Source organism: Alcaligenes sp. PF14 (assembly GCF_037150615.1).
In the GTDB taxonomy this organism is placed as follows: domain Bacteria; phylum Pseudomonadota; class Gammaproteobacteria; order Burkholderiales; family Burkholderiaceae_B; genus Alcaligenes; species Alcaligenes phenolicus.
In genome coordinates, this window is the sequence record NZ_JBAGRS010000001.1 from 809,174 (window position 1) to 832,238 (window position 23,065).

Here is a 23,065-nt window from a genome sequence, read left to right on the forward strand (position 1 = left end):
ACTGCGTCGCCCCCCTTTGTCGCGATGTATCGGCACAACCCAGACACTATCCGCTGATTGTCTTGAGGGGATAAATTCCTATTTTCCCCAATACAGCAGGCTAAAATAAGCGCCATGAATATTCTTGGATTTGAAAGTTCCTGCGATGAAACTGGCGTGGCGCTGGTCAGCACGGAACAGGGCCTGCTGGCCCATGCCTTGCACAGCCAGATCGCCATGCACCGTGAATATGGTGGGGTGGTGCCTGAACTGGCCTCTCGCGATCATATCCGTCGCGTCCTGCCTTTGACACGGCAGGTGTTGGCTTCTTGCCATATGCAGCTCGATCAGGTCGATGCCATTGCCTATACCGCCGGCCCCGGTCTGGCCGGTGCCTTGCTGGTGGGAGCCAGTGTGGCGCAGTCGATTGCCTGGTCGCTGAAAAAACCGACGATTGCTATCCATCATCTGGAAGGTCATTTGCTCTCGCCCTTATTGGCCGAGCCGCGTCCCGACTTTCCCTTTGTGGCCTTGCTGGTCTCGGGTGGCCACACTCAGCTGATGCGTGTAGATGGTGTGGGTCAGTATGAATTGCTGGGTGAAACGCTGGACGATGCAGCAGGCGAAGCCTTTGATAAAAGCGCCAAGCTGATGGGCCTGGGTTATCCCGGCGGCCCGGCCTTGTCGCGTCTGGCTGAACAGGGTGACCCCAGCGTCTACGAGCTGCCGCGTCCCATGATGCACAGCAAGGATCTGGATTTCAGCTTTAGTGGTTTGAAAACTGCCGTGCTGACGCGCTTGCGCAAGCTGGAAGCGGAAGAGGGCGGGATTACCGAACAGCAACGCGCTGATCTGGCTGCTGCGACCGAGGCCGCCATTGTGGACGTGCTGGCCGCCAAGGCGATCAAGGCCTTGAAGCAAACGGGCTTGAAACGTCTGGTGGTTGCCGGTGGTGTGGGCGCCAACCGCCACTTGCGGGCTTATTTACAGAAAGCCGTGGCGCGTTTAAAGGGCGAGGTGTTCTTTCCACCGCTGGAATTTTGTACCGATAACGGTGCCATGATTGCTTTTGCGGCGGCCATGCGTGTCAAGCACGGTTTGGTGAATTTGGATGATAGCCAGCATGGCTTTGCCATCCGGCCTCGCTGGGATCTGGCTTGTGTGAACCAGCCTGTCTCCCAGCAAGAGCGTTAGTGCTTATTTTTTCTTGGAACCGATCTTGCTTTCTTTGCCCGTCATCAGACGACGAATGTTTTCCTGGTGACGCCAGAGCAAGAAGGCACTGATCAGGACCAGGGCCGTGGCAATAGAGGCATTCATGGGCCAGACCACCTTGGCACCGAGCAGGTAAAACAAGGGGGCAAACACGGCACTGATGATGGCTGCCAGCGACGAGTAACGGCTGACATAAGCGATAATCAGCCAGGTGGCCGCGGTAGCCAGAGCCAGCCAGGGCAGCAGGGCCAGGATGACACCCAGCGCGGTTGCCACGCCTTTACCGCCTTTAAAGCCCAGAAAGACCGGGTACAAGTGACCCAAAAAGGCAAAAAAGGCGCTGACACCCAGTAAAGTCGGTGCCCAGCCCCAGTTGCTGATGGCCTGTTGGGTCAGAAAGACAGCCAGCCAGCCTTTGAAGGCATCACCCAACAAGGTCAGGACAGCTGCTTTTTTATTGCCGCTACGTAGTACATTAGTGGCTCCCGGATTTTTCGAACCAAAGGTGCGAGGGTCTTGCAAGCCCATGATCTTGCTGACGATTACGGCAAACGGCAAGGATCCCAGCAAATAGGACAAGAGGGCGACAAGCGGGGCGGCCACAGCAAAAGAAACGGCGTTCATGAGGATTGAGCTCCACAATTATTGTTGCGCGGATTCTACCGGCCTTGCAGCAAAATACCAAAGGCAGCGGGTACAATTTGCTGCCCCTGTTAGATTTTTAACGGAAAAGTAAGCATGCGTATTCTGGTCTCCAACGATGATGGCTATACAGCAGCCGGTATCGAGGCTTTGTATGAAGCCTTGCAAGGACTGGGTGAGCTGACTGTCATTGCACCCGAGACCAATTGCAGCGGTGCCAGCAATTCCCTGACCTTGAATCGTCCCCTGTCGCTGCGCCAGGCCAGCAATGGTTTTTATTTTGTTAATGGTACACCGTCCGATTGTGTGCACGTGGCCCTGACAGGCCTGCTGGATTTCCGTCCCGATCTGATTGTGTCCGGCATTAATAACGGCGCCAATATGGGCGACGACACCTTGTATTCAGGCACGGTGGCGGCCGCGATGGAAGGTCATTTGTTTGGTATTCCCGCAATTGCGTTTTCCCTGATTGAACGCGGCTGGAAGAACCTGGACAGCGCAGCGCGCGTGGCACGAGATCTGGTACAGCGTTGTCAAAAGAAGCCGTTGGCGGCCAATACCTTGCTGAACGTGAATATTCCGTGTTTGCCCTACGAAGCCTTGAAGGGCACGCAAGTCACCCGCCTGGGCAAGCGTCATCCTTCGGAGCCGGTCGTAAAAAGCCAGACGCCTTATGGCGAACCCGTGTACTGGATTGGCCGTGTCGGTGGTGTGTCCGATAGCGAGAAGGGCACAGATTTCGGTGCCGTGGAACAAGGTGCAGTATCCATTACGCCCTTGCGCGCGGACCTGACTCACCACGAGCAACTGGCCGGATTGCGGGACTGGATGCAATGACAAGTAAACCAGGCAAGCGCTATCCTTTTGCAGACGGCACTCGGAATCGGTTTGGCAAGTCCAGCCTGGGCAGTGGCCTGTCTGCCAGCAACAGCAATACCCGTATTGTGCAACGGGGCCAGTTACAACCGACACCGTCGGCCGTTTTGTCACCGCAAGTGTCAACAAGTGTCAACCTGGGTTTGAACTCGGAACGCTCGCGTGGCATGATGATCGAGCGCTTGCGCCGTCAAGGAATTACCGACGAACGAGTGCTGGCGGCCATGCAGGCAGTACCGCGCCATCAGTTTGTTGATCAGGGTTTGGCCAGTCGGGCCTATGAAGATGATGCCTTGCCTATCGGCTTTGCGCAGACCATCTCCCAGCCTTGGGTTGTAGCCCATATGATCAGCCTGGTGTGTGACCAGAAAATACCGACCAAGGTGCTGGAAGTGGGAGCCGGATGTGGTTATCAGGCTGCTGTTTTGGCACAATTGGTCAAAGAAGTGTATGCGGTAGAACGTATCAAAGGCTTGTGCGATATGGCTCGCGATCACATGCGCCAATTAGGGCTGTCGCAACGGGCTCGAATAATGTTTGGTGACGGAATGCAAGGTTACCCTGCCGCGGCACCATATGATGCTATTGTTGTGGCGGCAGCCGGTCCGGTCATTCCCAGAACCTTATTGGAACAATTAACATTGGGGGGGAGACTGATCGCCCCTGAAGGTACGACACAACAGCGCCTGGTTTTGGTGGAACGCACCGGACAGGCTACTTGGCGTCGTGAAGAACTTGATGCGGTTCGCTTCGTGCCGATGCGAGCCGGAACCCAGATTTAGTCAGATATTCTCAGGAGATTTATATGCAGCATGCAGTCAGGTTACCGTTAACCGCTGCTTCCACCGGTACACAGTGGTTCTTGACGCCCCGTCAGTGCCTGGTGGCGGCTGTGGTCACCAGTACCCTGCTGGCTGGTTGTGCAAGCCGTAATGAGCGCGCTCCAGTCACTGACCTGAGTTCCTCTTCGGCGGCAGGCAGCGTCAGCAGTGCCTCGGGTACCTATGTGGTACGCCCCGGCGATACGCTCTACAAGATTGCACAAGCGCACGGCATGGACGTGAATTCGCTGATCCAGTTGAACCAGATTACGGATCCTTCCATGTTGCGCGTGGGTCAAACCTTGCGTCTGGATGGCAATACCTCGATGGCGGCAGTGACGACTCGCCCAGCCGGTAGCGGTAGCACACAGACCTCGCCCGTCAGCCCGGCCACCCCGGTCAAGACTGAAACGCCCGTGTCTGCGCCTCGCGCCAGCGACGCGGCTCTGATCGCCTGGGGCTGGCCTGCCAGTGGCAAGATCATCCAGGGTTTCAATGCCTCGACCAAGGGTATTGATATCGAAGGTAAGGTGGGCGACCCCGTGGTTGCCGCAGCGGATGGCAAGATCATGTACGCTGGTAACGGTGTGCGCGGTCTAGGCTCCATGGTGCTGGTCGGTCACAGCAATGGCTTTATCACTGCCTACGCCCATAACAGTGTCTTGCACGTTAAAACGGGTCAGCAGGTGAAGAAGGGGCAGCGTATTGCCGATCTGGGTCAGTCTGACACCACCTCGCCACGACTGCACTTCGAGATTCGTCGCTCCGGTACGCCGGTCAACCCGATCTCGTACCTGCCTACGCGATAAGCTCGGTATCTAGACTGAAAAAAGCGGCTTCTGGCCGCTTTTTTTGTGCGCCCTGTTCGAGGGTGCTCAACTGAATGACTTTTTGAGTGCAGATTGCTCTTCCAACTTGAAGGCTATGCCTGTCGGACGGGCGGGGCATTCAGAATTTAGTAGCGTTGCGGAACCGCTAGTGCCGCGTTGTGCTTGTTTTTACCCGTTGTGCCGAATGCTCATTGTAAAATCAGCGATTCGCCATCGTTTGCAGCAATGCAACTGCGCCATTCTGCTTGGCAGGACGCTTATTTAGGTTTTTATCGAATGTCTGACGTATTGTTAATTGAATCGCTGGATCTGGAAGGACGCGGCGTCGCCCACAAAGAGGGCAAAGTGGTGTTTGTGGAAGGTGCCTTGCCCGGCGAGGAGGTGCTGGCCGAGACGGTGCGCTCCAAGGACTCTTACGATAAAGCCCGCATGACGGCCTTGTTGAAAGCGTCGTCGCAGCGTGCTGAACCTCCCTGTCCCAACTTTGGTGTCTGTGGTGGCTGTGCCATGCAGCACCTGGAGCCTTCGGCCCAGGTTGCCGTCAAGCAACGTGTGCTGGAAGATTCCTTGGGTCATATTGGCAAGGTAAAGCCAGGTCGCGTGCTGGCACCCTTGCACGGCCCTTACTGGGGTTACCGTTACCGCGCCCGTTTCTCCATGCGCTACGTGCCTAAGAAGGGTGGGGTGCTGGTCGGCTTTCGTGAAAAGAATGGTCGCTACGTGGTGGACATGACGGAATGTCGTGTGTTGCCCGCCAAAGTTTCTGCCTTGCTGGAGCCCTTGCGTTCCTGTTTGGCGGGCTTGTCTCGCCCGGATCGTTTGCCTCAGATCGAGCTGGCCATGGGCGACAAGATCACCACCTTGACCTTGCGCCATATGGAGCCGCTGACCAGCGAGGATATCCAGCGTTTGCAGAGCTTCGGTCAGGAGCACGACATTAGCTGGTGGCTGCAGCCCAAGGGCCCGGAAACGGCCCATCCTTTGCTGCGCGAAGATGCGGGCAAGCTGGCGTATGCATTGCCTGAATTTGATTTGCGTATGCCGTACCGTCCTACAGACTTTACGCAGGTGAACCACGACATTAACCGCAGCCTGATCTCGCGTGCCTTGACCCTGCTGGACGTCAAGCCCGAGCATCGTGTGGCGGACTTGTTCTGTGGTCTGGGTAACTTCAGCCTGCCGCTGGCACGCCGTGCAGCCGAGGTGGTTGGCATTGAAGGCAGCAGCACCTTGACCGAACGTGCCGGTGAAGCAGCCTTGGCCCACAATTTGCAGGACAAGGCGAAATTTACAACGCTGAATTTGTTTGAGGTGGACGTGCAATGGCTGCGTGACCTGGGCCATTTTGATCGCATGTTGATTGACCCGCCGCGTGATGGTGCCTTTGCGGTCGCCACTGCTTTGGCGCAGCTGGAAAAGCACGAGCGCCCCGAGCGTCTGGTTTATGTGTCCTGTAGCCCAGGTACTCTGGCTCGTGACGCCGGTGTATTGGTTCACCAGGGTGGTTACACGCTGGAATCGGCCGGTGTGGTGAATATGTTCCCGCATACGGCACACGTGGAATCAATTGCCGTCTTTACACGCTAAGTACACCTAAGCAGGCTTGAACTAAAACGCCCCGCAAATTGGACAGAGTTCCAGTTTGCGGGGCATTTGTTTTTTCTCGGGGGCTTTGTCAGCTCGTTTGCCCAAGGTGCTGTTGCCTTCAATCCCGACCAGTTGGGTAGTATCACGTTTTGAAGGCTGGCGGAAAGATCAGTCCCGTTCAGGTGCTTTTCTCGAGATGTGGGCATGAGCCAGCCCGTGTCCTTGCCAAGGTGGCCGGCAGCTACATGCTTTTCATCACCACGTTTGAAGGCTAGGCTGGCTGATCGGCTTTGTGTGTTTGATTCGGTCCGTTGCTGGTTTTACTGCTTGGTGGCAGGTGTCGCCGCTTTACCTGCATGGGCAATCAAGCCATCGTGTATCAGCTCCATCATCATCTTGAATACCTGCTCGGATTGCAGATGCACAAAGCGCGGCAGAATCTGGCGCAGTATAGGCACATCCTCGGCGGGCCATTGTTCCAGTTCGTTTAGCTCTTCCTCAGTGACCTGGCGGATAAGTCCACCCAACTCGCCCTGAATCAATCCATATAAAGCGGCATACCAGCCCACACAGGCGGCGGGGATTTCGGCATCGCTCAAACCGCCATCGCGCAAGGCCCTGTATACCTGCTCAAGAACCAGATAGTCGGCCTTGCCGGTATTCAGAAAACGCTGCATTTGCTGAAAAGTCTGTGGGTGGCCCAAGGCCAGCTCACGATACTGTCGGGCCAATTCATACAAACGCTCTGTCCACGACAGACCTGTATTCACGGCCTGAATGCGGCCTGTCAAATAATCTGCCATCGCACGCAGCAAGCCGTCCTTGGACTTGAAGTGATAGAGCACGGCCATGGGATCGCAACCGACTCGCTCTCCCAGCTTGCGTAAAGAAAAGCCGCTGTCTCCGGCTTCCTCCATCAAGATGACGGCGGCGATCACCAGCTCGTCCTTATTCAGTTTGCGTGTGCGCGTGGCGGGTGCTTGGACCAATAGAGTTCCTTTGATAGGGAAAGGGCAGATTTGCCAAGTTTAACTCTACAGAGTAGAATAAATTAATTCTACAGCGTAGAAGAAGATCGTTCCACCCCGTTTTTACAACGGGGTGTTGATAACGAGACAGAACGGAACGCCGCGTTGACGGGGCGTCACCGGAGCATTCCGCTCTGTGATCCAGGCGGCCAAAAGGCCGTAACAGACACAGGACATTTATGCTTATTTCCAAACCGACTCTTTTAAATGATGTTTCCAATGCAGAGAGCCTGCTGGTCAGTAATCCCCGATTGTGGAACTGGCGACAAGGCCATCTGAACGAAGCTGTCGCGCCCGCGACGTATTACGAAGCATCACTTGCCCCCTGGAACCGCTTTGATTCTCTGCAAGCCGACACGCAATGTGATGTGCTGGTAGTGGGTGGTGGCTTGCTGGGTGCCTCTACCGCCTTGCACCTGGCCCGCTCTGGCCTGGACGTGGTGCTGGTAGAAAAAGACAGTATTGGCTCTGCCGCTTCAGGCCGAAACGGTGGTCAGCTGACTCCCGGCCTGGCCCGTTGGGAAGCCGCAGACATGATTGCCCATCTGCCTTTGGATGAGGCCCGTCGCTTGTGGCGCTTTGCCTCGCATGAAGCCATGGATCTGCTCGATCAGATTGCTCAGGATTACGATCTGGATTTTGATCGTCGTCGTGGCCATTTAACGGCTGCCATTCACGCAGGTCATATGGGTGCATTGGTAGAGGGGGCGGATGCCCGCCGCTATCTGGGCGATACCAGCGTGGAAGTTGTGGGTAGCTACGAACTGGAGCAAGAAATCCGCTCGCCCTTATATCATGGTGCCGTGGTGGATACCTTGGGTGGTCAACTGCATCCCCTGGCGCTACTGCGCGGACTGGTTTACGGCCTGGTTCAACATGGCGGTCGAGTTTATGAAGGCAGTCCGGTCGAGGAAATCGAGCAGACGGAAAAGGGCGCTTTGGCTATCACCCCCGGTGGCACGATTCTGGCCCGTCAGGCCTTGGTGCTGGCCGTGCATGATACGACTTCGCAGTTCTTGCCGACGCAATCCAATACCACTGTCCCGTTCTATACCTATGTGGGTGTGACTGAACCTTTGGAGTGTCCAGTCAGCGAGTTGCTGCCAACAGACCGTGCGGTGTATGACACGCAATTCCAGATCGACTATTACCGCGCCGTGCGTCAAAACCGCCTGTTGTTTGGCGGGCAGGGTACAGGCACCAGTTGGTCCCCCGAACGTATCAATGACTACCTGCTGGATCGTATTCAGACCGTTTTCCCGCAGCTGGAACAGGTACAGCTGGACTTTTCCTGGAGCGGGATCAGTGACTTTACTCTGAACGGGGCAACTGACTCGCGTAAAACCGAGGATGCGGTACCCGTGTACATGGTGCATGGCTGGAGTGGTCACGGCGTAGCGCAAACCGTGCGTATTGGTAAAGCCATTAGTGACGACGTCATGGGTCGCAACGAGGACTTTGCCATGCTGACGGATATTACCCATCGCAGTATTCCTCTGGGCCATCAGTTGTCCGGCCTGGCGATCCCTGTGGTGAAGGCAGCCATTGGCATGATGAGTGCGGTGAATCCCGGTCGTCTGGTGTCTTTCTAAATACGTTTTCAAGCCTTTGCTTAGCAGCGCTGACTAGGGCAAGCCCTTACTTGTTTTCGATCCTGATTGTTTTACATTGTGATTTCCTATTTGTATTGGCTTCAATATTTTAGGTTCATAATAATTTTCAGTATCATAAAAACAAGGGACAGATATGCAGAAAGGGCTTGTTCGTACAGGGGCTGCGGCCGCTGGTTTGATCTTGGGTTTGGCGGGGGCACCGGCCCATGCGCAGGTGCAGTCGGTAGAGGTGATGCGTGACAGCTATGGTGTGCCACACGTCTTTGCCGACAGCCACTATGGCTTGTATTACGGCTATGGTTATGCGGTCGCCCAAGACCGTCTGTTCCAGATGGATATGGCGCGCCGCTCCTTTGTAGGCACAACAGCCGCCGTTCTGGGTCCTGGCGAGCAGGATGTCTACGTCAAGTACGACATGCAGGTGCGTCAGAACTTCACCCCTGCCTCTATTCAGCGGCAGATTGCAGCCTTGTCCAAGGATGAGCGCGATATTTTCCGTGGCTATGCCGATGGCTATAACGCTTATCTGGCGCAGGTGCGCCGTCGTCCAGAACTGCTGCCTAAAGAATATATAGACTTTGATTTCCAGCCCGAGCCACTGACGGACTTTGATGTGGTCATGATCTGGGTCGGCTCCATGGCTAATCGCTTCTCGGACACAAACCTGGAGGTCACCGCGCTGGCCATGCGTCAGTCTCTGGAAAAACAGCACGGCCTGGACCGTGGCCGCGCCTTGTTTGATGAACTGCTGTGGATCAATGACACAACAGCCCCCACCACCGTTCCGGCACCCGCTGCCGAGCGCAAGCCACAGGCGCAAGCAGGGACGCAGAATCTGGCTCATGTTTCTTCACAAGTGCTGGCTGCCGAGCTGGAGCGTCAGGACAAGCATTGGGGTGGCCGTGGCCCGGACTTTGCACCTAAAGCCAGTAATCTGTGGAGCACCCGCCCCGAGCGCGTTCAGGATGGTTCTACGGTTCTGATCAACGGTCCGCAGTTTGGCTGGTACAACCCGGCTTACACCTACGGTATTGGCCTGCACGGCGCGGGCTTTGATGTGGTGGGCAATACGCCTTTTGCTTATCCGATTGTTCTGTTCGGTACCAACAGCGAGATTGCCTGGGGGGCGACTGCTGGTCCTCAGGACGTGGTGGATATGTACCAGGAGAAACTGAACCCGGCGCGCGCCGATCAGTACTGGTTCAATAATGCCTGGCGCACGATGGAGCAGCGCAAGGAGCGTATCCAGGTACGCGGTCAGGCTGATCGTGAAATGACGATCTGGCGCACCGTACACGGCCCCGTGATGCAGTTTGATTACGAACAGGGCACGGCTTACAGCAAGAAACGCAGCTGGGATGGTTATGAGGTGCAGTCCTTGCTGGCTTGGCTGAATGTAGCCAAGGCGCGCAACTGGACGGAGTTTCTGGATCAGGCCAGCAAGATGGCGATTTCCATTAACTGGTACTACGCCGACAAGCACGGCAATATCGGCTATGTCTCGCCGGCCTTCCTGCCCCAGCGTCCTGCCGATCAGGACATCCGCGTGCCAGCCACAGGGGACGGCAGCATGGAGTGGGAGGGCATCAAGAGTTTTGACGCGATTCCTAAAGCCTACAATCCGCCGCAAGGCTATCTGGTCAACTGGAATAACAAGCCCGCGCCGGATAAAACTAATACGGATACTTACTACTGGACCTATGGCGACCGCATGAACGAGTTGACCAGCCAGTATCAGGACAAGGACGTCTATAGCGTGCAGGAGATCTGGGAGTTCAATAAAAAAGCGTCCTATAGCGATGTGAACTGGCGCTATTTCCGTCCGCATCTGGAAAAGCTGGCGCAGCAGTTGTCGGCCGAGGATTCCGGCAAGGCGGCACTGGACGTCCTGTTGGCCTGGGATGGTATGGAACGAGATCAGGATGGGCACAATGCCGGGCCAGCACGCGTGTTGTTCAAGACCTGGCTGGAGGAGCTGTACAAGCAGGTCTTGATGCCGGTGGTGCCTGAATCGCATCGTGCCATGTACAGCCAGACAGGGTTTGCTACACAGAAAGGCCCCAATCCAGGTTCGATCAACTTGAGCATGGGGACCAAGGTCCTGTTGCGTGCTTTGGCGCTGGAAGCCAATCCTGATCCCAAGCGTGTGAATGTCTTTGGTGAGCGTTCGTCTCAAGAAATCATGCATACGGCTTTGCAAAATGCGCAGGCCCGCTTGAGCCAGGAGCAGGGTACTCAGATGGAGCGCTGGACCATGTCGACCTCGGTGCATCGCTTCAGCGACAAGAACTTCACGGGAACGCCGCAAACGACGTCGGGCAATACCTTTGCATTCACGGGCTATCAGAATCGTGGAACGGAAAATAATCGTGTGGTGTTCAATGCTCAAGGTGTGGAGTTTTGTGATGCCATGCCACCCGGTCAGAGCGGATTCACGGATCGCAATGGCGTGCGCAGCCCGCATTACGAGGATCAGCTGAAGTTGTACGAGAACTTCGAGTGCAAGACTATGGATGTGACACATACGGACATTCGTCGTAATGCGCAAAGCAGCACGATGCTGTTGATTCAGCCTCAGCCTTAACGTCGAGTGCGGCACCTGCACTTTGAGGCGGTGCCGCTTTTCTGATCGTTGCTGGAGGGTTTAGCTGGCCAGGAGATGTAGCCCGAAGTTGTAAATGAGTAAAAATAGCCTGTCAGTATCAGGAGCGAAGCTGAGTATGAAGTCCAAGCTGCAAATCCGTGCAGGATTGGCAGTAGGTTGAAGCGATATAAATGTATTGACTCAGGTTGATCTGACAGACGCTGGCAGATCTATTGGGCAGAAAACGACCCGGAGCGGAAATAGGTGGTGAGCCACGAACTCAGCGAGGAGCTGTCAGCGCAATTTGAGCGGCGCCCATCGCGACGAGGTCCTCCAATTCGTGAACTGTCCGTATCTCGCACTCTTTTAGTATGCTTGGGATCGCCGAGGCTTCGATTTGGGTTTGCGCCTCTGCCCAATATCCAACAAGTTTGAGGGTGCCCCCGCCGACTGAAAGACGATGTGGGTTCAATAGATTGATGATTCCCCCAAGTGCACGCCCAAGAGCGCGTCCTCCTTCCGCAATCACTTCTAATGCCGCCCGATGACCCTGTTGGCTTAACAGTGCTAACTGGTTTGCGTCAACGTTAAGTCTATTGGCCATGTAGCGTCCGCCAGCGATGTCGTCGAGTCTTTGCCACTGTGAGCCAGATGCCTGCACTGGCCAATATCCAAGTTCGCCAGCCCACCCCCTTGCACCGCGGAATACTTTGCCGTCGAGCATAAGACCACAACCAATGGCAGTACCCACCATAACGGTGACGGCTGTCTTGTCACTAGCCAAGTCAATTACAGTAGCGTGTAGTGCTGCATTCGCATCGTTTACCAAGGAAATCTGGTCGACTTTTTGGCAAAGCAGAGTATTTGCTCTCCACCCAGCAAGTTTCGGCAAGACATCACAGGCAACCACAGTATCGTTTTCGACGACGCCAGGTACAGCGATGCCAATTACAACACCTGGTTCGGCGTATTGCCCAATAAAATCCTTCAAGATATCCCTTAGATCAGCAGCACCGAAATCGGGTCCGGTTTCGAACCGCAGGACGTGATCTCGATACCTCAGTAGTAGCTTTGTCCCACCAAGATCAACTCCTACGGCGGACTGGAAAACCTGATTCATCATGTTTTACCTCAGTAGCGTTGTGTCCGCTTTTGGCCGAAAGCGGCGGTTCCAGTCCTAACCCTAACGCAACTGACAAAACACGTCAGATCAAATCTGAGTCAACACCTATAAAAAAAGCCACTCCTGGGACAGGAGCGGCTTTTTCTGCTTTCAGCAGTCGCTGCTTATCAGCCAGGAATACGATCCAGAATGCGCTGTGCTTCAATACGCACCCGCTCAGGTGCGGTGCCACCGATGTGTTTGCGTGAAGCCACCGAGCCTTCCAGAGTCAACACGCCAAAAATATCCGACTCGATACGGCTGTCGAATTTCTGCAGCTGTTCCAGGTTCAGATCAGCCAGATCGCAACCCAACTGTTCACACTCACGCACGGCCAAGGCCACGGTTTCGTGGGCATCACGGAAAGGCAGGCCTTTCTTGACCAGGTAGTCGGCCAGATCAGTAGCAGTCGCAAAACCTTGCAGCGCTGCGGCGCGCATGGCTTCTGGCTTGACCTTGATGCCCGAGATCAGGTCTACAAAAATGGTCAGGGTGTCGCGAATGGTATCAGCCGAATCGAACAGACCTTCCTTGTCTTCCTGGTTGTCCTTGTTGTAGGCCAGTGGTTGGCCTTTCATCAAGGTCAGCAAGGCGATCAGGTGACCATTGACGCGACCGGTCTTGCCACGGGCCAGCTCGGGAACGTCGGGGTTTTTCTTTTGCGGCATGATGGAGCTGCCGGTGCAAAAGCGGTCGGCCAGATCGATAAAGCCTACGCGTGGGCTCATCCACAGCACCAGCTCCTCGGAGAAGCGGGAAATGTGCGTCATGATCAGGGCGGCAGCGGCGCAGAATTCGATGGCGAAGTCGCGGTCCGACACAGCGTCCAGCGAGTTGCGGCACACATCGTCAAAATCCAGCAGCTTGGCAACCATTTCACGGTCGATCGGGTAGCTGGTGCCGGCCAGTGCGGCCGCGCCCAATGGCAGGCGGTTCACGCGTTTGCGGCAGTCTTGCAGACGCTCGGCATCGCGCTGGAACATTTCGGCGTAGGCCAGCAAATGGTGGCCAAAAGTAACGGGCTGTGCCACTTGCAGGTGGGTGAAACCGGGCAAAATAGTGTCTGCCTGAGCCAGTGCCAATTCAGCCAGCTTGCGCTGCATCTGGGCCAGCAGGTCCAGGGCAATGTCGATTTCATTGCGCAGCCACAGGCGGATATCGGTGGCGACCTGGTCATTGCGCGAACGGCCAGTGTGCAGGCGCTTGCCCGCATCGCCAATCAGCTCGACCAGACGTTTTTCAATGTTCAGGTGTACGTCTTCCAGATCCAGCAACCACTGGAACTGGCCTTGGGCGATTTCGTCCAGAATCTGGCTCATGCCGCGCTCGATGTCGGCCTTGTCCTGCTCGGTGATCACACCGACGGCGGCCAGCATGCTGGCGTGGGCCAGGGAACCCTGAATATCAAAGCGGGCCATGCGCTTGTCAAAGTCCACCGACGCTGTGTAGCGTTTGACGAGGTCAGAGACGGGCTCGGAAAAGCGAGCCGACCAGGCCATGGCCTTATTGGCGAACTGGTCTTGGGAAGAGGAGGGGGTGTTTGATGACATAGAGGGCAATTATAGTGGATCGGACGGGCTGACGCAGGTCATCCAGTCCCGCAGGAAACAGACGCTGTGCAGTATATTAGATAGTTTTCAGACTCTAGGAAACCATGCGGGCCCTTTTTGGGGTTGGCTGGACAAGGAAGAATACATGGAGCAAGAACGCACCTTTGCCGATTTGTTGGGATGGCAATGGATCGAAGCGTATTTACCGCAGGATCGCTGGGTACAGATTTTGGCCGGTTTGGCCATGCTGACGGGGCTGGTCTGGATTGTCAGCTGGTTGACCAGTTCCGTACTCTCACGCCTGGTGCGGCGTTTGCTGAAAGTGGCGGGCAAGGACGATTGGGCGCGTGCCCTGGTCAAGAAGCGCTTTGTGCGCAATGTGGGCTATGCCGTGCCCTTGCTGGTGGTCAGCTCCAATCTGACCTTGCTGCCCCTGGCCAAGACCTTGCTGGAAATCATAGAGCGGGTGGCCTTGCTGGGCTTTCTGGTCTTTCTCATCATGGCGATTGTCAGCCTGTTGGGGGCCTGGCAAGAGGTCTACGCCAATTCCAGCAAAGGGCGCACCAAGTCCATCAAGGGCTATGTGGAAGTGGCCAAGATAGCGGTGTGGGCGATTGGCATTATTGTCATGATCTCCATCATTCTGGATCAATCGCCCGTTCTGTTGCTCTCCGGTTTGGGTGCACTGTCGGCGGTGCTCTTGCTGGTCTTTAAAGACACTTTGCTGTCGCTGGTGGCCAGCACGCAGATGAGCACCAATGACATGTTGCGCATCGGCGACTGGATCGAAATGAAGCAGGCCGGGGCGGATGGTTTTGTTATTGATATGGCGCTGCACACGGTCAAGGTCCAGAACTGGGACAAGACCGTCACCACCATTCCCACCTACAAGCTGTTCTCCGAGAGCTATCGCAACTGGCGTCAGATGTTTGAGTCAGGTGGCCGCCGTATCAAGCGCACGTTGAGCGTTGATGCCTCCAGCGTTCGTTTTTTGACGCCGACTGAAGTCGATAGCCTGTCGCGCTTTGCCTTGCTGCGCGATTACCTGAACGAGAAAAAAGAAGATCTGGAGCGTTCCAATCAGGAATTGAGCCGTGCCGGTCTGGATGCGGTCAATTACCGCCGCCTGACCAATCTGGGTACCTTCCGTGCCTATTGCATGGCGTATATCAAGCGCCATCCTGAAATCCATCAGGACATGATTCAGATGGTGCGCATGATGGAGCCCACGGCGGACGGTATTCCTATCGAGGTGTATTGCTTTACCAATAAAACCGCCTGGGTGGACCACGAGCGCATCCAGGGCGATATTTTTGACCACATTCTGGCGGTGCTGCCTGAGCTTGGCTTGCGTCTGTTCCAGTCGCCTACCGGTCGCGACTTGAGCCTGGGCTTGAGTCTGGCAGCAGAAAGTCATCGCCCGTCCTTGCCGGGCGCTGCCAAAGATCCTCTTTAAATTTGACGTGCGAGTAACCATGAAACAAATTACGGCCATCATCAAACCCTTCAAGCTGGATGAAGTTCGCGAAGCCCTGGCAGAGCTGGATGTTAACGGCTTGACCGTGACTGAAGTGAAAGGCTTTGGTCGTCAAAAGGGCCACACCGAGCTGTATCGCGGTGCCGAATATGTGGTGGATTTTCTGCCCAAGATTCGTGTGGACATCGTGGTGGCGGCCGATCGCTGTGATGCAATCATCGAAGCCATTATCAAAGCCGCCCATACGGGCAAAATTGGCGATGGCAAGATTTTTGTGACGCCGGTCGAGCAGGCTATCCGTATCCGTACTTCGGAGAGCGGTCGCGACGCCTTGTGAGGGGGTCGCAGTTGGGCTGGTTTGGACAGGAGTTATGGAAGGACAAGCTGATGCGATATGAAAAACTAGGGTCGGCACCACGTGTTTCGCGTGTAGGCCAAGGCAGTTGGTATGTGGAGCAGGCCGATTGGGCGCAGAGCGTGGCCGCGTTTCAGGCCGGGCTGGACGCTGGCATGAACCATATCGACACCGCCGAGATGTATGGTGACGGGCAAGCAGAAACCTTGATCGGTCAGGCCCTGCAAGGTCGTCGGCACGAGGCGTTTCTGGTGTCCAAGGTCTTGCCCTTCAATGCGAGCCGTCAGGGTGTAATCCGCGCTTGCGAGGCCAGCCTGAAGCGTCTGGGTACGGACTACCTGGATCTGTATTTATTGCACTGGCCCGGTCAGGTTCCTTTGGAAGAAACCTGCGCAGCCTTTGACAGGCTAGTTCAGCAAGGCAAGATCAAGCAATGGGGCGTCAGCAATTTTGACGTGCCGGATCTGGAAGAGCTGTACGACATCGTGGGGCCGGGTGAAATTGCCTGCAATCAGGTCTTGTATCACCTGAACGAGCGTGCCATTGAACACGCGGTTATGCCCTGGTGCCGGGAGCATCAAGTCAGCGTGGTGGCGTACAGTCCCTTTGGTCACGACGATTTCCCCGAGCCGAATTCAGAAGGCGGGGCCTTTTTGGCCGAGATTGCCAGCCATTATCAGGCTACTGCGCGGCAAGTGGCTTTGGCTTTTTTGCTGCGTGACCCCAATGTGTTTGTGATTCCCAAGGCCTCGCGCGCGGTTCATGCCCAGCAAAATGCCGCTGCCGGGGATCTGGTGCTGCAGCCCGAGCATATTCAGGCATTGGACGCTCAGTTTCCTCGCGGCCCCAAGCCTGCTTATTTACCGATGATTTGAACGCAAGAGGAACGGCCCCCAAGCCTGGATGAAATCCAAGGCTTGGGGGCCGTTTTTCATGAGCTGTCGCTTTGCTTAACTGGCGAAGTAGGGCTGACGCTTATTCTTGAAGTACAACCAGGCCAAAGCCAGCATGACTACGGCCGAGATCGGCAGCGTCCAGGTATTGACCCCATACCAGCCATACACGGCCAGCACGCGGCCCGAGGTGAAGGAAGACAAGGCCACACAGGTAAAGATGATGAAGTCATTCAAAGCTTGCACACGGCCACGCTCTTCCGGGCGGTAGCAGTCCACCACCATATTGGTGGCACCAATAAACCCGAAGTTCCAGCCCAGACCCAGCAAAATCAGGCTCACCCAGAAATGCGGCACCGTCATGCCCAGCAGCGCCACAATGCTGGCCAGTCCCAGCAAGAGCACGCCCGCAAAGGTGACGGGGATCTTGCCAAAGCGCTTGATCAGATTGCCGGTAAAGAAGCTGGGGCCGAACATGGCCAGAATATGCCACTGAATCCCCAAGGTGGACTCTTTCAGGCTATGGCCGTGCATCACCATGGCCAAGGGCGAAGCCGTCATCAGAAAGTTCATCAGCACATAGGAAGCGACTCCGGCCAGGAGCGCAATGATGAAGTAGCTATTGGAGGCAATCTCGCGTAAGGGGCGTCCGGTGTAGGGGATTTTCTCTTGCTGATTCCGTGTGCCCGGTGCCAGGCGCAGGCCAAAGGCGAAGGGCAGGACCAGGGCTGCCAAGACTGCTTGTGCCAGGAAGGCGGCGGCAAAAGGGTGCTCCGGCCAAATGTCCTGGGTATGGATAATGGTCTGGGTGGCGATAATCGCGCCCAGCAGCCCCCCGGCCATGACCCAGGAAATGGCCTTGGGGCGGAAGGCATCACTGGCGTCATCGGCCGCGGCAAAACGATAGCTTTGTACGTAAGAGGCATACAGCCCGGCCAGCAGAGTGCCCACACAGAACATGACAAAGGACAGGCTGTAGATCCCGGCGGCGGCCAGCAGGCCCGCCCCTATGCCCAGCAAGGCACCGATGATATAGCCACCCTGGCGCCCCAAGCGGCGCATCAGGTAGGCCGCTGGCAAAATGCCCACAGCCAGACCCAGGTTGAAAATACCTACCGGCAAGGTCGCCAGGTCCGGGCTGCTGGCCATTTTTTGGCCCACCAGACTGCTGAGTGCGACCACCAAGGCCGGGTTTGCCCCGCCTAATGCTTGCATCCCGGAAAGAATAAAGGCGTTGCGTCGGCTTGGATCGGCTTGCGTGGACATGGTCTGGTTCTGTATATAACTTTGTTTTATTAGCTAATGCTGAATTTGAGCTAAACCAGTGTAGCACCGCGTGCCCAGAAGGCTGGCATAAAGGATTCGGCCACCAGGAGGGGTTGACCGTGCCGCCAGAAGACGGAGCAGCGCGACAGAATCTGCTGAGCCTGCGGAACCGGCTCGCCACTGGGATTCAGGGCGCGCTCAATCGTGCGAAAAAAGCTCATGCCGCGATTCAAACGGCAGCTTAAAAAGGCGGAACGTTGTATCTGGGCATCGTTATAAAGCATGTCGGCCAGCGGACGGCTACGCAGCCGCCGTATGCCTTGCCAGACGCTGTGTGAGGCGGGCAGGGGAGTGAAACTGCGGGCAATCACGCAGCGGATTCCGTCCACCGCCATGGACACCTCGCGTATCCAGGCCAGCGTGCCTGGCGGCTTTTGAATCAAAGCGGCTTCTTGCGGGTTCAAGCGGCAAGCGTATTCGCTGACCACTTCCAGATCGACCTTGCCCAAGCGGCGCAGACCGCCAGTCAGGGCGCCGGGACGGTGTAGCCAGTACTTTTGAGCGGGGGTAGCAGAGGGGTGAACGTGCTCATGCCAGGGTTTTTTTGTGCTGGAGGGAAATTTCATGTCCTGTATTATCGCCAAAGCCATAAAATAGCGCTCATGGAAAAAGAACGTATCTCAAAATTAATGGCCCAGCGCGGCATGTGTTCACGCCGTGAGGCGGATGCTTTCATCGAGCGCGGCTGGGTTCGTGTGGACGGTCAAATCGTCTCTGAACTGGGGAGCAAAGCCTACCCCAATCAGAAAATCACACTGGAAAAACAAGCGCGTCAGCGTCAGACCCAACGTGCCACTATCTTGCTGCACAAGCCCGTGGGCTATGTGTCGGGGCAAGCCGAAGCCGGTTATCGCAATGCGGTTTCCCTTATCGGCGCTTCCACGCAGTACAAGGGTGGTCGCGGCAGTCAACGCTTTGATCCGGCGCATTTGCGCGGTCTGGCGCCGGCTGGTCGTCTGGATATCGACTCCACCGGATTGCTGATTCTGACTCAGGATGGTCGTATTGCGCGGCAGATTATTGGCGAAGACTCGGTCATCGACAAGGAATATCTGGTGCGTGTAACCGGCAAGTTGAGCGAGCGTGGTCTGGAACTGCTGAACTTTGGTTTGAGCCTGGACGGCAAGCCCTTGCTGCCGGCTCAAGTGTCCTGGCAGAACGATGACCAGCTGCGTTTCATCTTGCGCGAAGGCAAGAAACGCCAGATTCGCCGCATGTGTGAACTGGTCGGCCTGAAAGTGGTGGGTCTGAAGCGCGTGCGTATTGGCGATCTGGTGCTGGGCGACCTGCCTATGGGCCAGTGGCGCTACATGAAAGAATCCGAGAGCCTGGCCTAAAGGCAAAGGGGCGGCTTACAGCCCCGAGTGACGAAGTTGAAAGCTGGCCTTGTCATCCTGGGCCAGCGTTTTTGTTAACCACGGCATGCTTTGTTCCAGAGCTTTGAGCAGCGTCCAGGGAGGATTGCTGATGAACAGGCCACTGCCATGCAAACCCAAACCATTTTTGGCCGGAGCACGAACCGACAGGCTGACATGCAGCCAGGGCGTATCCAGTTGCTCCAGCTTGCGTTGCAAGGCTTGTACTTCGGGCCGCTGCACAATGGGATACCACACGACAATACAGGCTTGAGCAAAACGCTTGAGCGCGTTTTTGACGCTGTTCAAGACCTGCTGGTAGTCGGATTTGGCCTCGTACGAGGGGTCCATTACCACGATGGCACGTCGCGAGGGCGGCGGTAGCAGGCGTCCCAACTGTTCAAACCCATTTTCCGGATACAGGCGCACTCGACGGTTTCCCTGGGGAAATAGTTGCGCCACGTTGTCGCTCAAGACTTCGAATTCAGATGGGTGCAGTTCAAAGCCGTGAAAGCTGTCCTGCGTGCGCAAGCGCTCCAGCGCCAGCCAGGGCGAACCGGGATAGTAGCGCGCGGTACCGTCCGGGTTCAGGTCGGCAATGGCATCAATATAGTGTTCCACCAGCTCCGGGTAGTCGTCCTGCTGCAAGACCCGGTCCAGGCCGTCGTAGAACTCGCCCTTGGTTTGCGCCCAGTCGTGCTCCAGATCATAGATACCGGCACCACAGTGGGTATCGATGATGCTGAAAGCGCTGTCTTTTTGAGCGTAGTAATTAAAGATATGCAGCAAGGTGGCGTGCTTGAGCACGTCTGCATGATTGCCAGCATGAAAGGCGTGACGGTAACTGAACAAGAGAAATCCTGGTGTTGCGGTTTAATTAAAGAGTGTCGGGGCGAATGGTGGTGACTTTATCAGTGAAAATGCCATTGCACCCCCAATCGAGCAGTTCGCGCACCCGCTCGGCATCGTTCACGGTCCAGACAGCCACGGTGTAGCCTTTTTGTCGAATTGCCTGAACCAAAGCCTGAGTGACAAAGCGGTCATTCAGATTCAGACCCATGCAGCCCAGACGCTCCAGACGTTCGGGCCAGTCGGCCGGAACCTCTTCTTCAATCAGCAGGGCACGGGGCAGGGTGGGGGCGGCTTGTTGGGCTGCTTCCAGAGCCTCTTCAGAAAAGGACGACAGCAGCGGCGGCAAGCTGGCCTGCGCCCACAAGGCTTGGGCGGCCAGGGCGACCAGTCGGCCCGTTTCGGCTTCGTCCCCGGTAGTCGGCTTGATTTCGATATTGCTGTGAACCTGATTGGCCAGGGTGAAGGCGGCTATCGAACTTAATGTGGGCATGGGCTCCCCGGCGTAGGCCGAGGAATGCCAGGCACCGAAGTCCAGGGCGGACAGCTCGGCCAAGGTTAGCCTGGAGGCAATACCCTGACCATTGGAAGTACGGTCCAGCTCGTCATCGTGCAGCAGCACGGGAACCGCATCACGGCTCAGTTTGACGTCGTACTCCATCATGCGAAAACCGTTCTGGGCACCGACCCGAATGGCGGCCAGGGTGTTCTCCGGGGCAATCTTGCCGGCGCCACGGTGGGCGATCAAAGCGGGGTAGGGCCAGTGATGATTCATTGAAGACATGGCGGACTCGCAAGAGGCGTGATAAAAAGCCAATGTACTATTTTAACCGGGGCTGTACACTGTACGGTTTTCATATACGGTATATTTTCAGGCCGAGCCGGCTCACCGGCCTGATGCGCCACCCGCAGCGCCCTGCTGCAAGCGAAAGTAGGTGATGATTAATGTTCGAGATTATCCGTAAGAACCAACGCGTCATGCAGCTGGTCCTGTTAGTGTTGATTTTGCCGTCTTTTGTACTGATCGGCGTCAGCGGCTACTCCAGCTACGTTTCTGGCGATAGCGATATTGTCAAAGTTGGCGATAGCGCCATTACGTCCCAGGAATTTGATCGTGCGCGCCGCATGCAGCTGGACGATATGCAGCGCAACAATCCTTCCGGTTTTGATCTGGCCCAGGCCGACAGCCTGGAAAGCCGTCGTGCATTGCTGGAATCCTTGATTGATCAGCGTGTACAAATCGAAGTGGCTACTGCCGCTCGCTTTAACGTCTCCGACATTGCGCTGCGCGACTACATCGCCACTATGCCGGAATTTCAGGAAAACGGTTCTTTCTCGCCCGCCCTTTACAGCCAGGTTCTGGCTTCGGCTGGCATCAATACCCGTGATTTCGAGCAAAGCCAGCGCGGTCAGATGGCCCTGCAACGCGTGCTCGGTCCCGTGGCTGCCAGCTCCTCCATGCTGCCCAGCGTGATGAACAAGTTGGAAATTGCCCTGACCGAAGAGCGTGGTGTACGCACACGCAGCTTCCTGACCCGTGATTTCGAATCCAAGGTTCAGATCAGCGATGCCGATCTGCAAGCCTGGTATGACGCCAACAAGCAATCGCTGGAACTGCCCCAGCAAGTCAAAGTGGAATACCTGCTGCTGAATGAAGCAGCGGCCTCCAAAGATCTGGCGACACCTACCGACGATCAGCTCAAGCAATACTACGAGCAAAACAAGGCTCGTTACGTGCAGGCTGGCCGTGTGAACATCAGTCACATTCTGGTGACATTGCCTGCCGGTGCCTCCGATACCGAACGTGAAGCGGCCCAGACCAAGGCTCGCGAACTGGCTGAAAAAGCCCAGGCCAATAAAGAAGGCTTTGCCGACCTGGCCCGTGCCAACTCCCAGGACGAGGGTAGCGCCCGTGAAGGTGGCGAATTGGGCTGGATCAGCAAAGGCTCCTGGCCGTCCGTGCTGGAAAGCGCTGTATTTGCCTTGAAAAAAGGTGATGTGTCGGGTGTGATTGAAGGCCCCAACGGTTTCCACATTTTCAAGAGTAACGAAGTTCAGCCCGAACAAGGCGAGTCCTTCGAGCAAGCTCGCAGCAAGGTGCAGGACGAAGTGCGCAAGCAGCTGGCTTCCGAGCGCTTTGCCGATATGGCCAGCAAGCTGACCAATCTGGTTTACGACAACGAGGACAATCTGGAAGCCGCCGCCAATGCCTTGGGCCTGACTCTGAAGCAGGCTGAAGGCATCAGCCGCCAAGGTTTGATTCCTGCTTCGCAAGTTGAAGGTGAGCTGGCTGCCGCCAAGAGCCCTGATGCAGCCGTGCTGGATGACAGCCGTGTTCGCCAAGCCTTGTTCAATGCCGAAACTCTGGCTTCGCGCAAGAATGCAGGCGTTGTAGAAGTATCGCCTGACACCTTGATTGCCCTGCGCGTAACCGACGTCACCGAGGCTCATGTGCCTGCACTGGATAAAGTACGCACTATTGCTGAGGAAAACCTGCGCCGTGAAAAAGCGGCTGCCTTGGCGGTTCAGGCCGGTGAGGACTACCTGAAGCAGTTGCAAGCGGGTGCCGAACCTGAGAACTTCTCGGCCCAGTTTGCCGTGAGCCGTGCGGAATTCCCCGAGATGGACGAAGCCTTGCTGAACAAGGTTCTGGCCAACCCCGTGGACAAGCTGCCTGCCTATGTGGGTGATCGCCAACCCCAGGGCTACACCGTGGTGCAGATTCTGAGCCATGAGCCCGGCAAGTCCGGCAACCCTGGGCTGGACATGCTGACAGCACAGTTGACCCAAGCCATGGCCCGCACGGAGACCCAGGCCGTTCTGCAAGCCATGCGTGTGGAAGAGAAGGTTCAGATTCTGCCAGAAGCAGAAAAAGAGTTGACCTCCACAGGTGAAAATGAATAAAGCGGCTTGAATCAGAGCC

20 protein-coding genes are annotated in these 23,065 nt (G+C 56.2%); 12 read left to right on the top strand and 8 right to left on the bottom strand.

The window, feature by feature from the left end; translation table 11 throughout:
• Nucleotides 1-114 precede the first annotated feature (114 nt).
• The gene (gene tsaD / locus WFM49_RS03740) at nucleotides 115-1,173 is read left to right on the top strand and encodes a tRNA (adenosine(37)-N6)-threonylcarbamoyltransferase complex transferase subunit TsaD (RefSeq protein WP_336971722.1); all 1,059 of its coding nucleotides are present in this window, start codon (nucleotides 115-117) and stop codon (nucleotides 1,171-1,173) included.
• Between the two features lie 3 nt (nucleotides 1,174-1,176).
• On the opposite strand, the gene plsY is transcribed toward tsaD, so the two are convergent.
• A complete protein-coding gene (plsY, locus tag WFM49_RS03745; protein ID WP_026483344.1) occupies nucleotides 1,177-1,818 on the bottom strand; it encodes a glycerol-3-phosphate 1-O-acyltransferase PlsY in 642 nt (213 codons plus the stop codon).
• 114 nt (nucleotides 1,819-1,932) lie between these two features.
• On the opposite strand from plsY, the gene surE reads away from it, so the two are divergent.
• From surE to rlmD, 4 genes are all read left to right on the top strand, one after another.
• On the top strand, nucleotides 1,933-2,673 hold the full coding sequence (gene surE, locus WFM49_RS03750; protein ID WP_226349772.1) for a 5'/3'-nucleotidase SurE: 741 nt from the start codon (nucleotides 1,933-1,935) through the stop codon (nucleotides 2,671-2,673).
• Complete coding sequence (locus tag WFM49_RS03755) at nucleotides 2,670-3,494, top strand: protein-L-isoaspartate(D-aspartate) O-methyltransferase (RefSeq protein WP_336971727.1); 825 nt, start codon at nucleotides 2,670-2,672, stop codon at nucleotides 3,492-3,494. Before surE ends, WFM49_RS03755 begins: the two co-directional genes overlap by 4 nt.
• Nucleotides 3,495-3,517: 23 nt before the next feature.
• Nucleotides 3,518-4,342, top strand: coding sequence for a peptidoglycan DD-metalloendopeptidase family protein (locus WFM49_RS03760; RefSeq protein ID WP_009462088.1), 825 nt, complete (start codon nucleotides 3,518-3,520; stop codon nucleotides 4,340-4,342).
• A 297-nt stretch (nucleotides 4,343-4,639) separates the two neighbouring features.
• Complete coding sequence (gene rlmD / locus WFM49_RS03765) at nucleotides 4,640-5,950, top strand: 23S rRNA (uracil(1939)-C(5))-methyltransferase RlmD (RefSeq protein WP_254499157.1); 1,311 nt, start codon at nucleotides 4,640-4,642, stop codon at nucleotides 5,948-5,950.
• A gap of 320 nt (nucleotides 5,951-6,270) precedes the next feature.
• Here rlmD and WFM49_RS03770 read toward each other — a convergent pair whose 3' ends face one another.
• Nucleotides 6,271-6,939 carry a TetR/AcrR family transcriptional regulator gene (locus WFM49_RS03770; RefSeq protein ID WP_336971731.1) on the bottom strand — a complete coding sequence of 223 codons (669 nt, stop codon included), beginning with the start codon at nucleotides 6,937-6,939 and terminating at the stop codon, nucleotides 6,271-6,273.
• 218 nt (nucleotides 6,940-7,157) lie between these two features.
• Here WFM49_RS03770 and WFM49_RS03775 point away from each other — a divergent pair, with 218 nt between their 5' ends.
• On the top strand, nucleotides 7,158-8,570 hold the full coding sequence (locus tag WFM49_RS03775) for an NAD(P)/FAD-dependent oxidoreductase (RefSeq protein ID WP_336971733.1): 1,413 nt from the start codon (nucleotides 7,158-7,160) through the stop codon (nucleotides 8,568-8,570).
• 154 nt (nucleotides 8,571-8,724) lie between these two features.
• On the top strand, nucleotides 8,725-11,175 hold the full coding sequence (locus WFM49_RS03780) for a penicillin G acylase (RefSeq protein WP_336971736.1): 2,451 nt from the start codon (nucleotides 8,725-8,727) through the stop codon (nucleotides 11,173-11,175).
• Between the two features lie 280 nt (nucleotides 11,176-11,455).
• Here WFM49_RS03780 and WFM49_RS03785 read toward each other — a convergent pair whose 3' ends face one another.
• Nucleotides 11,456-12,298 carry an ROK family protein gene (locus tag WFM49_RS03785; protein WP_336971738.1) on the bottom strand — a complete coding sequence of 281 codons (843 nt, stop codon included), beginning with the start codon at nucleotides 12,296-12,298 and terminating at the stop codon, nucleotides 11,456-11,458.
• A gap of 167 nt (nucleotides 12,299-12,465) precedes the next feature.
• Nucleotides 12,466-13,887, bottom strand: a complete 1,422-nt coding sequence (argH, locus tag WFM49_RS03790) for an argininosuccinate lyase (RefSeq protein WP_026483337.1) — start codon at nucleotides 13,885-13,887, stop codon at nucleotides 12,466-12,468.
• A 145-nt stretch (nucleotides 13,888-14,032) separates the two neighbouring features.
• On the opposite strand from argH, the gene WFM49_RS03795 reads away from it, so the two are divergent.
• Genes WFM49_RS03795 through WFM49_RS03805 form a run of 3 tightly spaced genes read left to right on the top strand, consistent with a single transcriptional unit; the run spans nucleotide 14,033 to nucleotide 16,594 of the window.
• A complete protein-coding gene (locus WFM49_RS03795) occupies nucleotides 14,033-15,343 on the top strand; it encodes a mechanosensitive ion channel family protein (protein ID WP_336971742.1) in 1,311 nt (436 codons plus the stop codon).
• A gap of 19 nt (nucleotides 15,344-15,362) precedes the next feature.
• Nucleotides 15,363-15,701: a P-II family nitrogen regulator gene (locus WFM49_RS03800; protein WP_003799650.1), complete on the top strand. Its 339-nt coding sequence runs from the start codon at nucleotides 15,363-15,365 to the stop codon at nucleotides 15,699-15,701.
• 50 nt (nucleotides 15,702-15,751) lie between these two features.
• The gene (locus WFM49_RS03805; protein WP_302356838.1) at nucleotides 15,752-16,594 is read left to right on the top strand and encodes an aldo/keto reductase; all 843 of its coding nucleotides are present in this window, start codon (nucleotides 15,752-15,754) and stop codon (nucleotides 16,592-16,594) included.
• Between the two features lie 75 nt (nucleotides 16,595-16,669).
• Here WFM49_RS03805 and WFM49_RS03810 read toward each other — a convergent pair whose 3' ends face one another.
• Complete coding sequence (locus WFM49_RS03810) at nucleotides 16,670-17,878, bottom strand: MFS transporter (RefSeq protein WP_250755758.1); 1,209 nt, start codon at nucleotides 17,876-17,878, stop codon at nucleotides 16,670-16,672.
• Nucleotides 17,879-17,928: 50 nt separating this feature from the next.
• Nucleotides 17,929-18,504 (bottom strand): chorismate--pyruvate lyase family protein, encoded by a 576-nt coding sequence (locus tag WFM49_RS03815; protein WP_250755756.1) that lies wholly within the window; start codon nucleotides 18,502-18,504, stop codon nucleotides 17,929-17,931.
• Between the two features lie 36 nt (nucleotides 18,505-18,540).
• Between WFM49_RS03815 and WFM49_RS03820 the strand changes: the two genes are divergently transcribed.
• On the top strand, nucleotides 18,541-19,275 hold the full coding sequence (locus WFM49_RS03820; RefSeq protein ID WP_009457119.1) for a pseudouridine synthase: 735 nt from the start codon (nucleotides 18,541-18,543) through the stop codon (nucleotides 19,273-19,275).
• A gap of 15 nt (nucleotides 19,276-19,290) precedes the next feature.
• Here the strand turns inward: WFM49_RS03820 and WFM49_RS03825 are convergent, their stop codons facing one another.
• Together WFM49_RS03825 and ugpQ are read right to left on the bottom strand one after the other, a co-directional pair.
• Entirely contained in the window at nucleotides 19,291-20,145 is an 855-nt protein-coding gene (locus WFM49_RS03825) for a 23S rRNA (adenine(2030)-N(6))-methyltransferase RlmJ (RefSeq protein ID WP_009457117.1), read from the bottom strand.
• A gap of 25 nt (nucleotides 20,146-20,170) precedes the next feature.
• Nucleotides 20,171-20,917, bottom strand: a complete 747-nt coding sequence (ugpQ, locus tag WFM49_RS03830; protein WP_080748050.1) for a glycerophosphodiester phosphodiesterase — start codon at nucleotides 20,915-20,917, stop codon at nucleotides 20,171-20,173.
• Between the two features lie 170 nt (nucleotides 20,918-21,087).
• Here ugpQ and WFM49_RS03835 point away from each other — a divergent pair, with 170 nt between their 5' ends.
• A complete protein-coding gene (locus tag WFM49_RS03835) occupies nucleotides 21,088-23,046 on the top strand; it encodes a SurA N-terminal domain-containing protein (protein ID WP_021446540.1) in 1,959 nt (652 codons plus the stop codon).
• The last annotated feature ends 19 nt before the right edge of the window (nucleotides 23,047-23,065 follow it).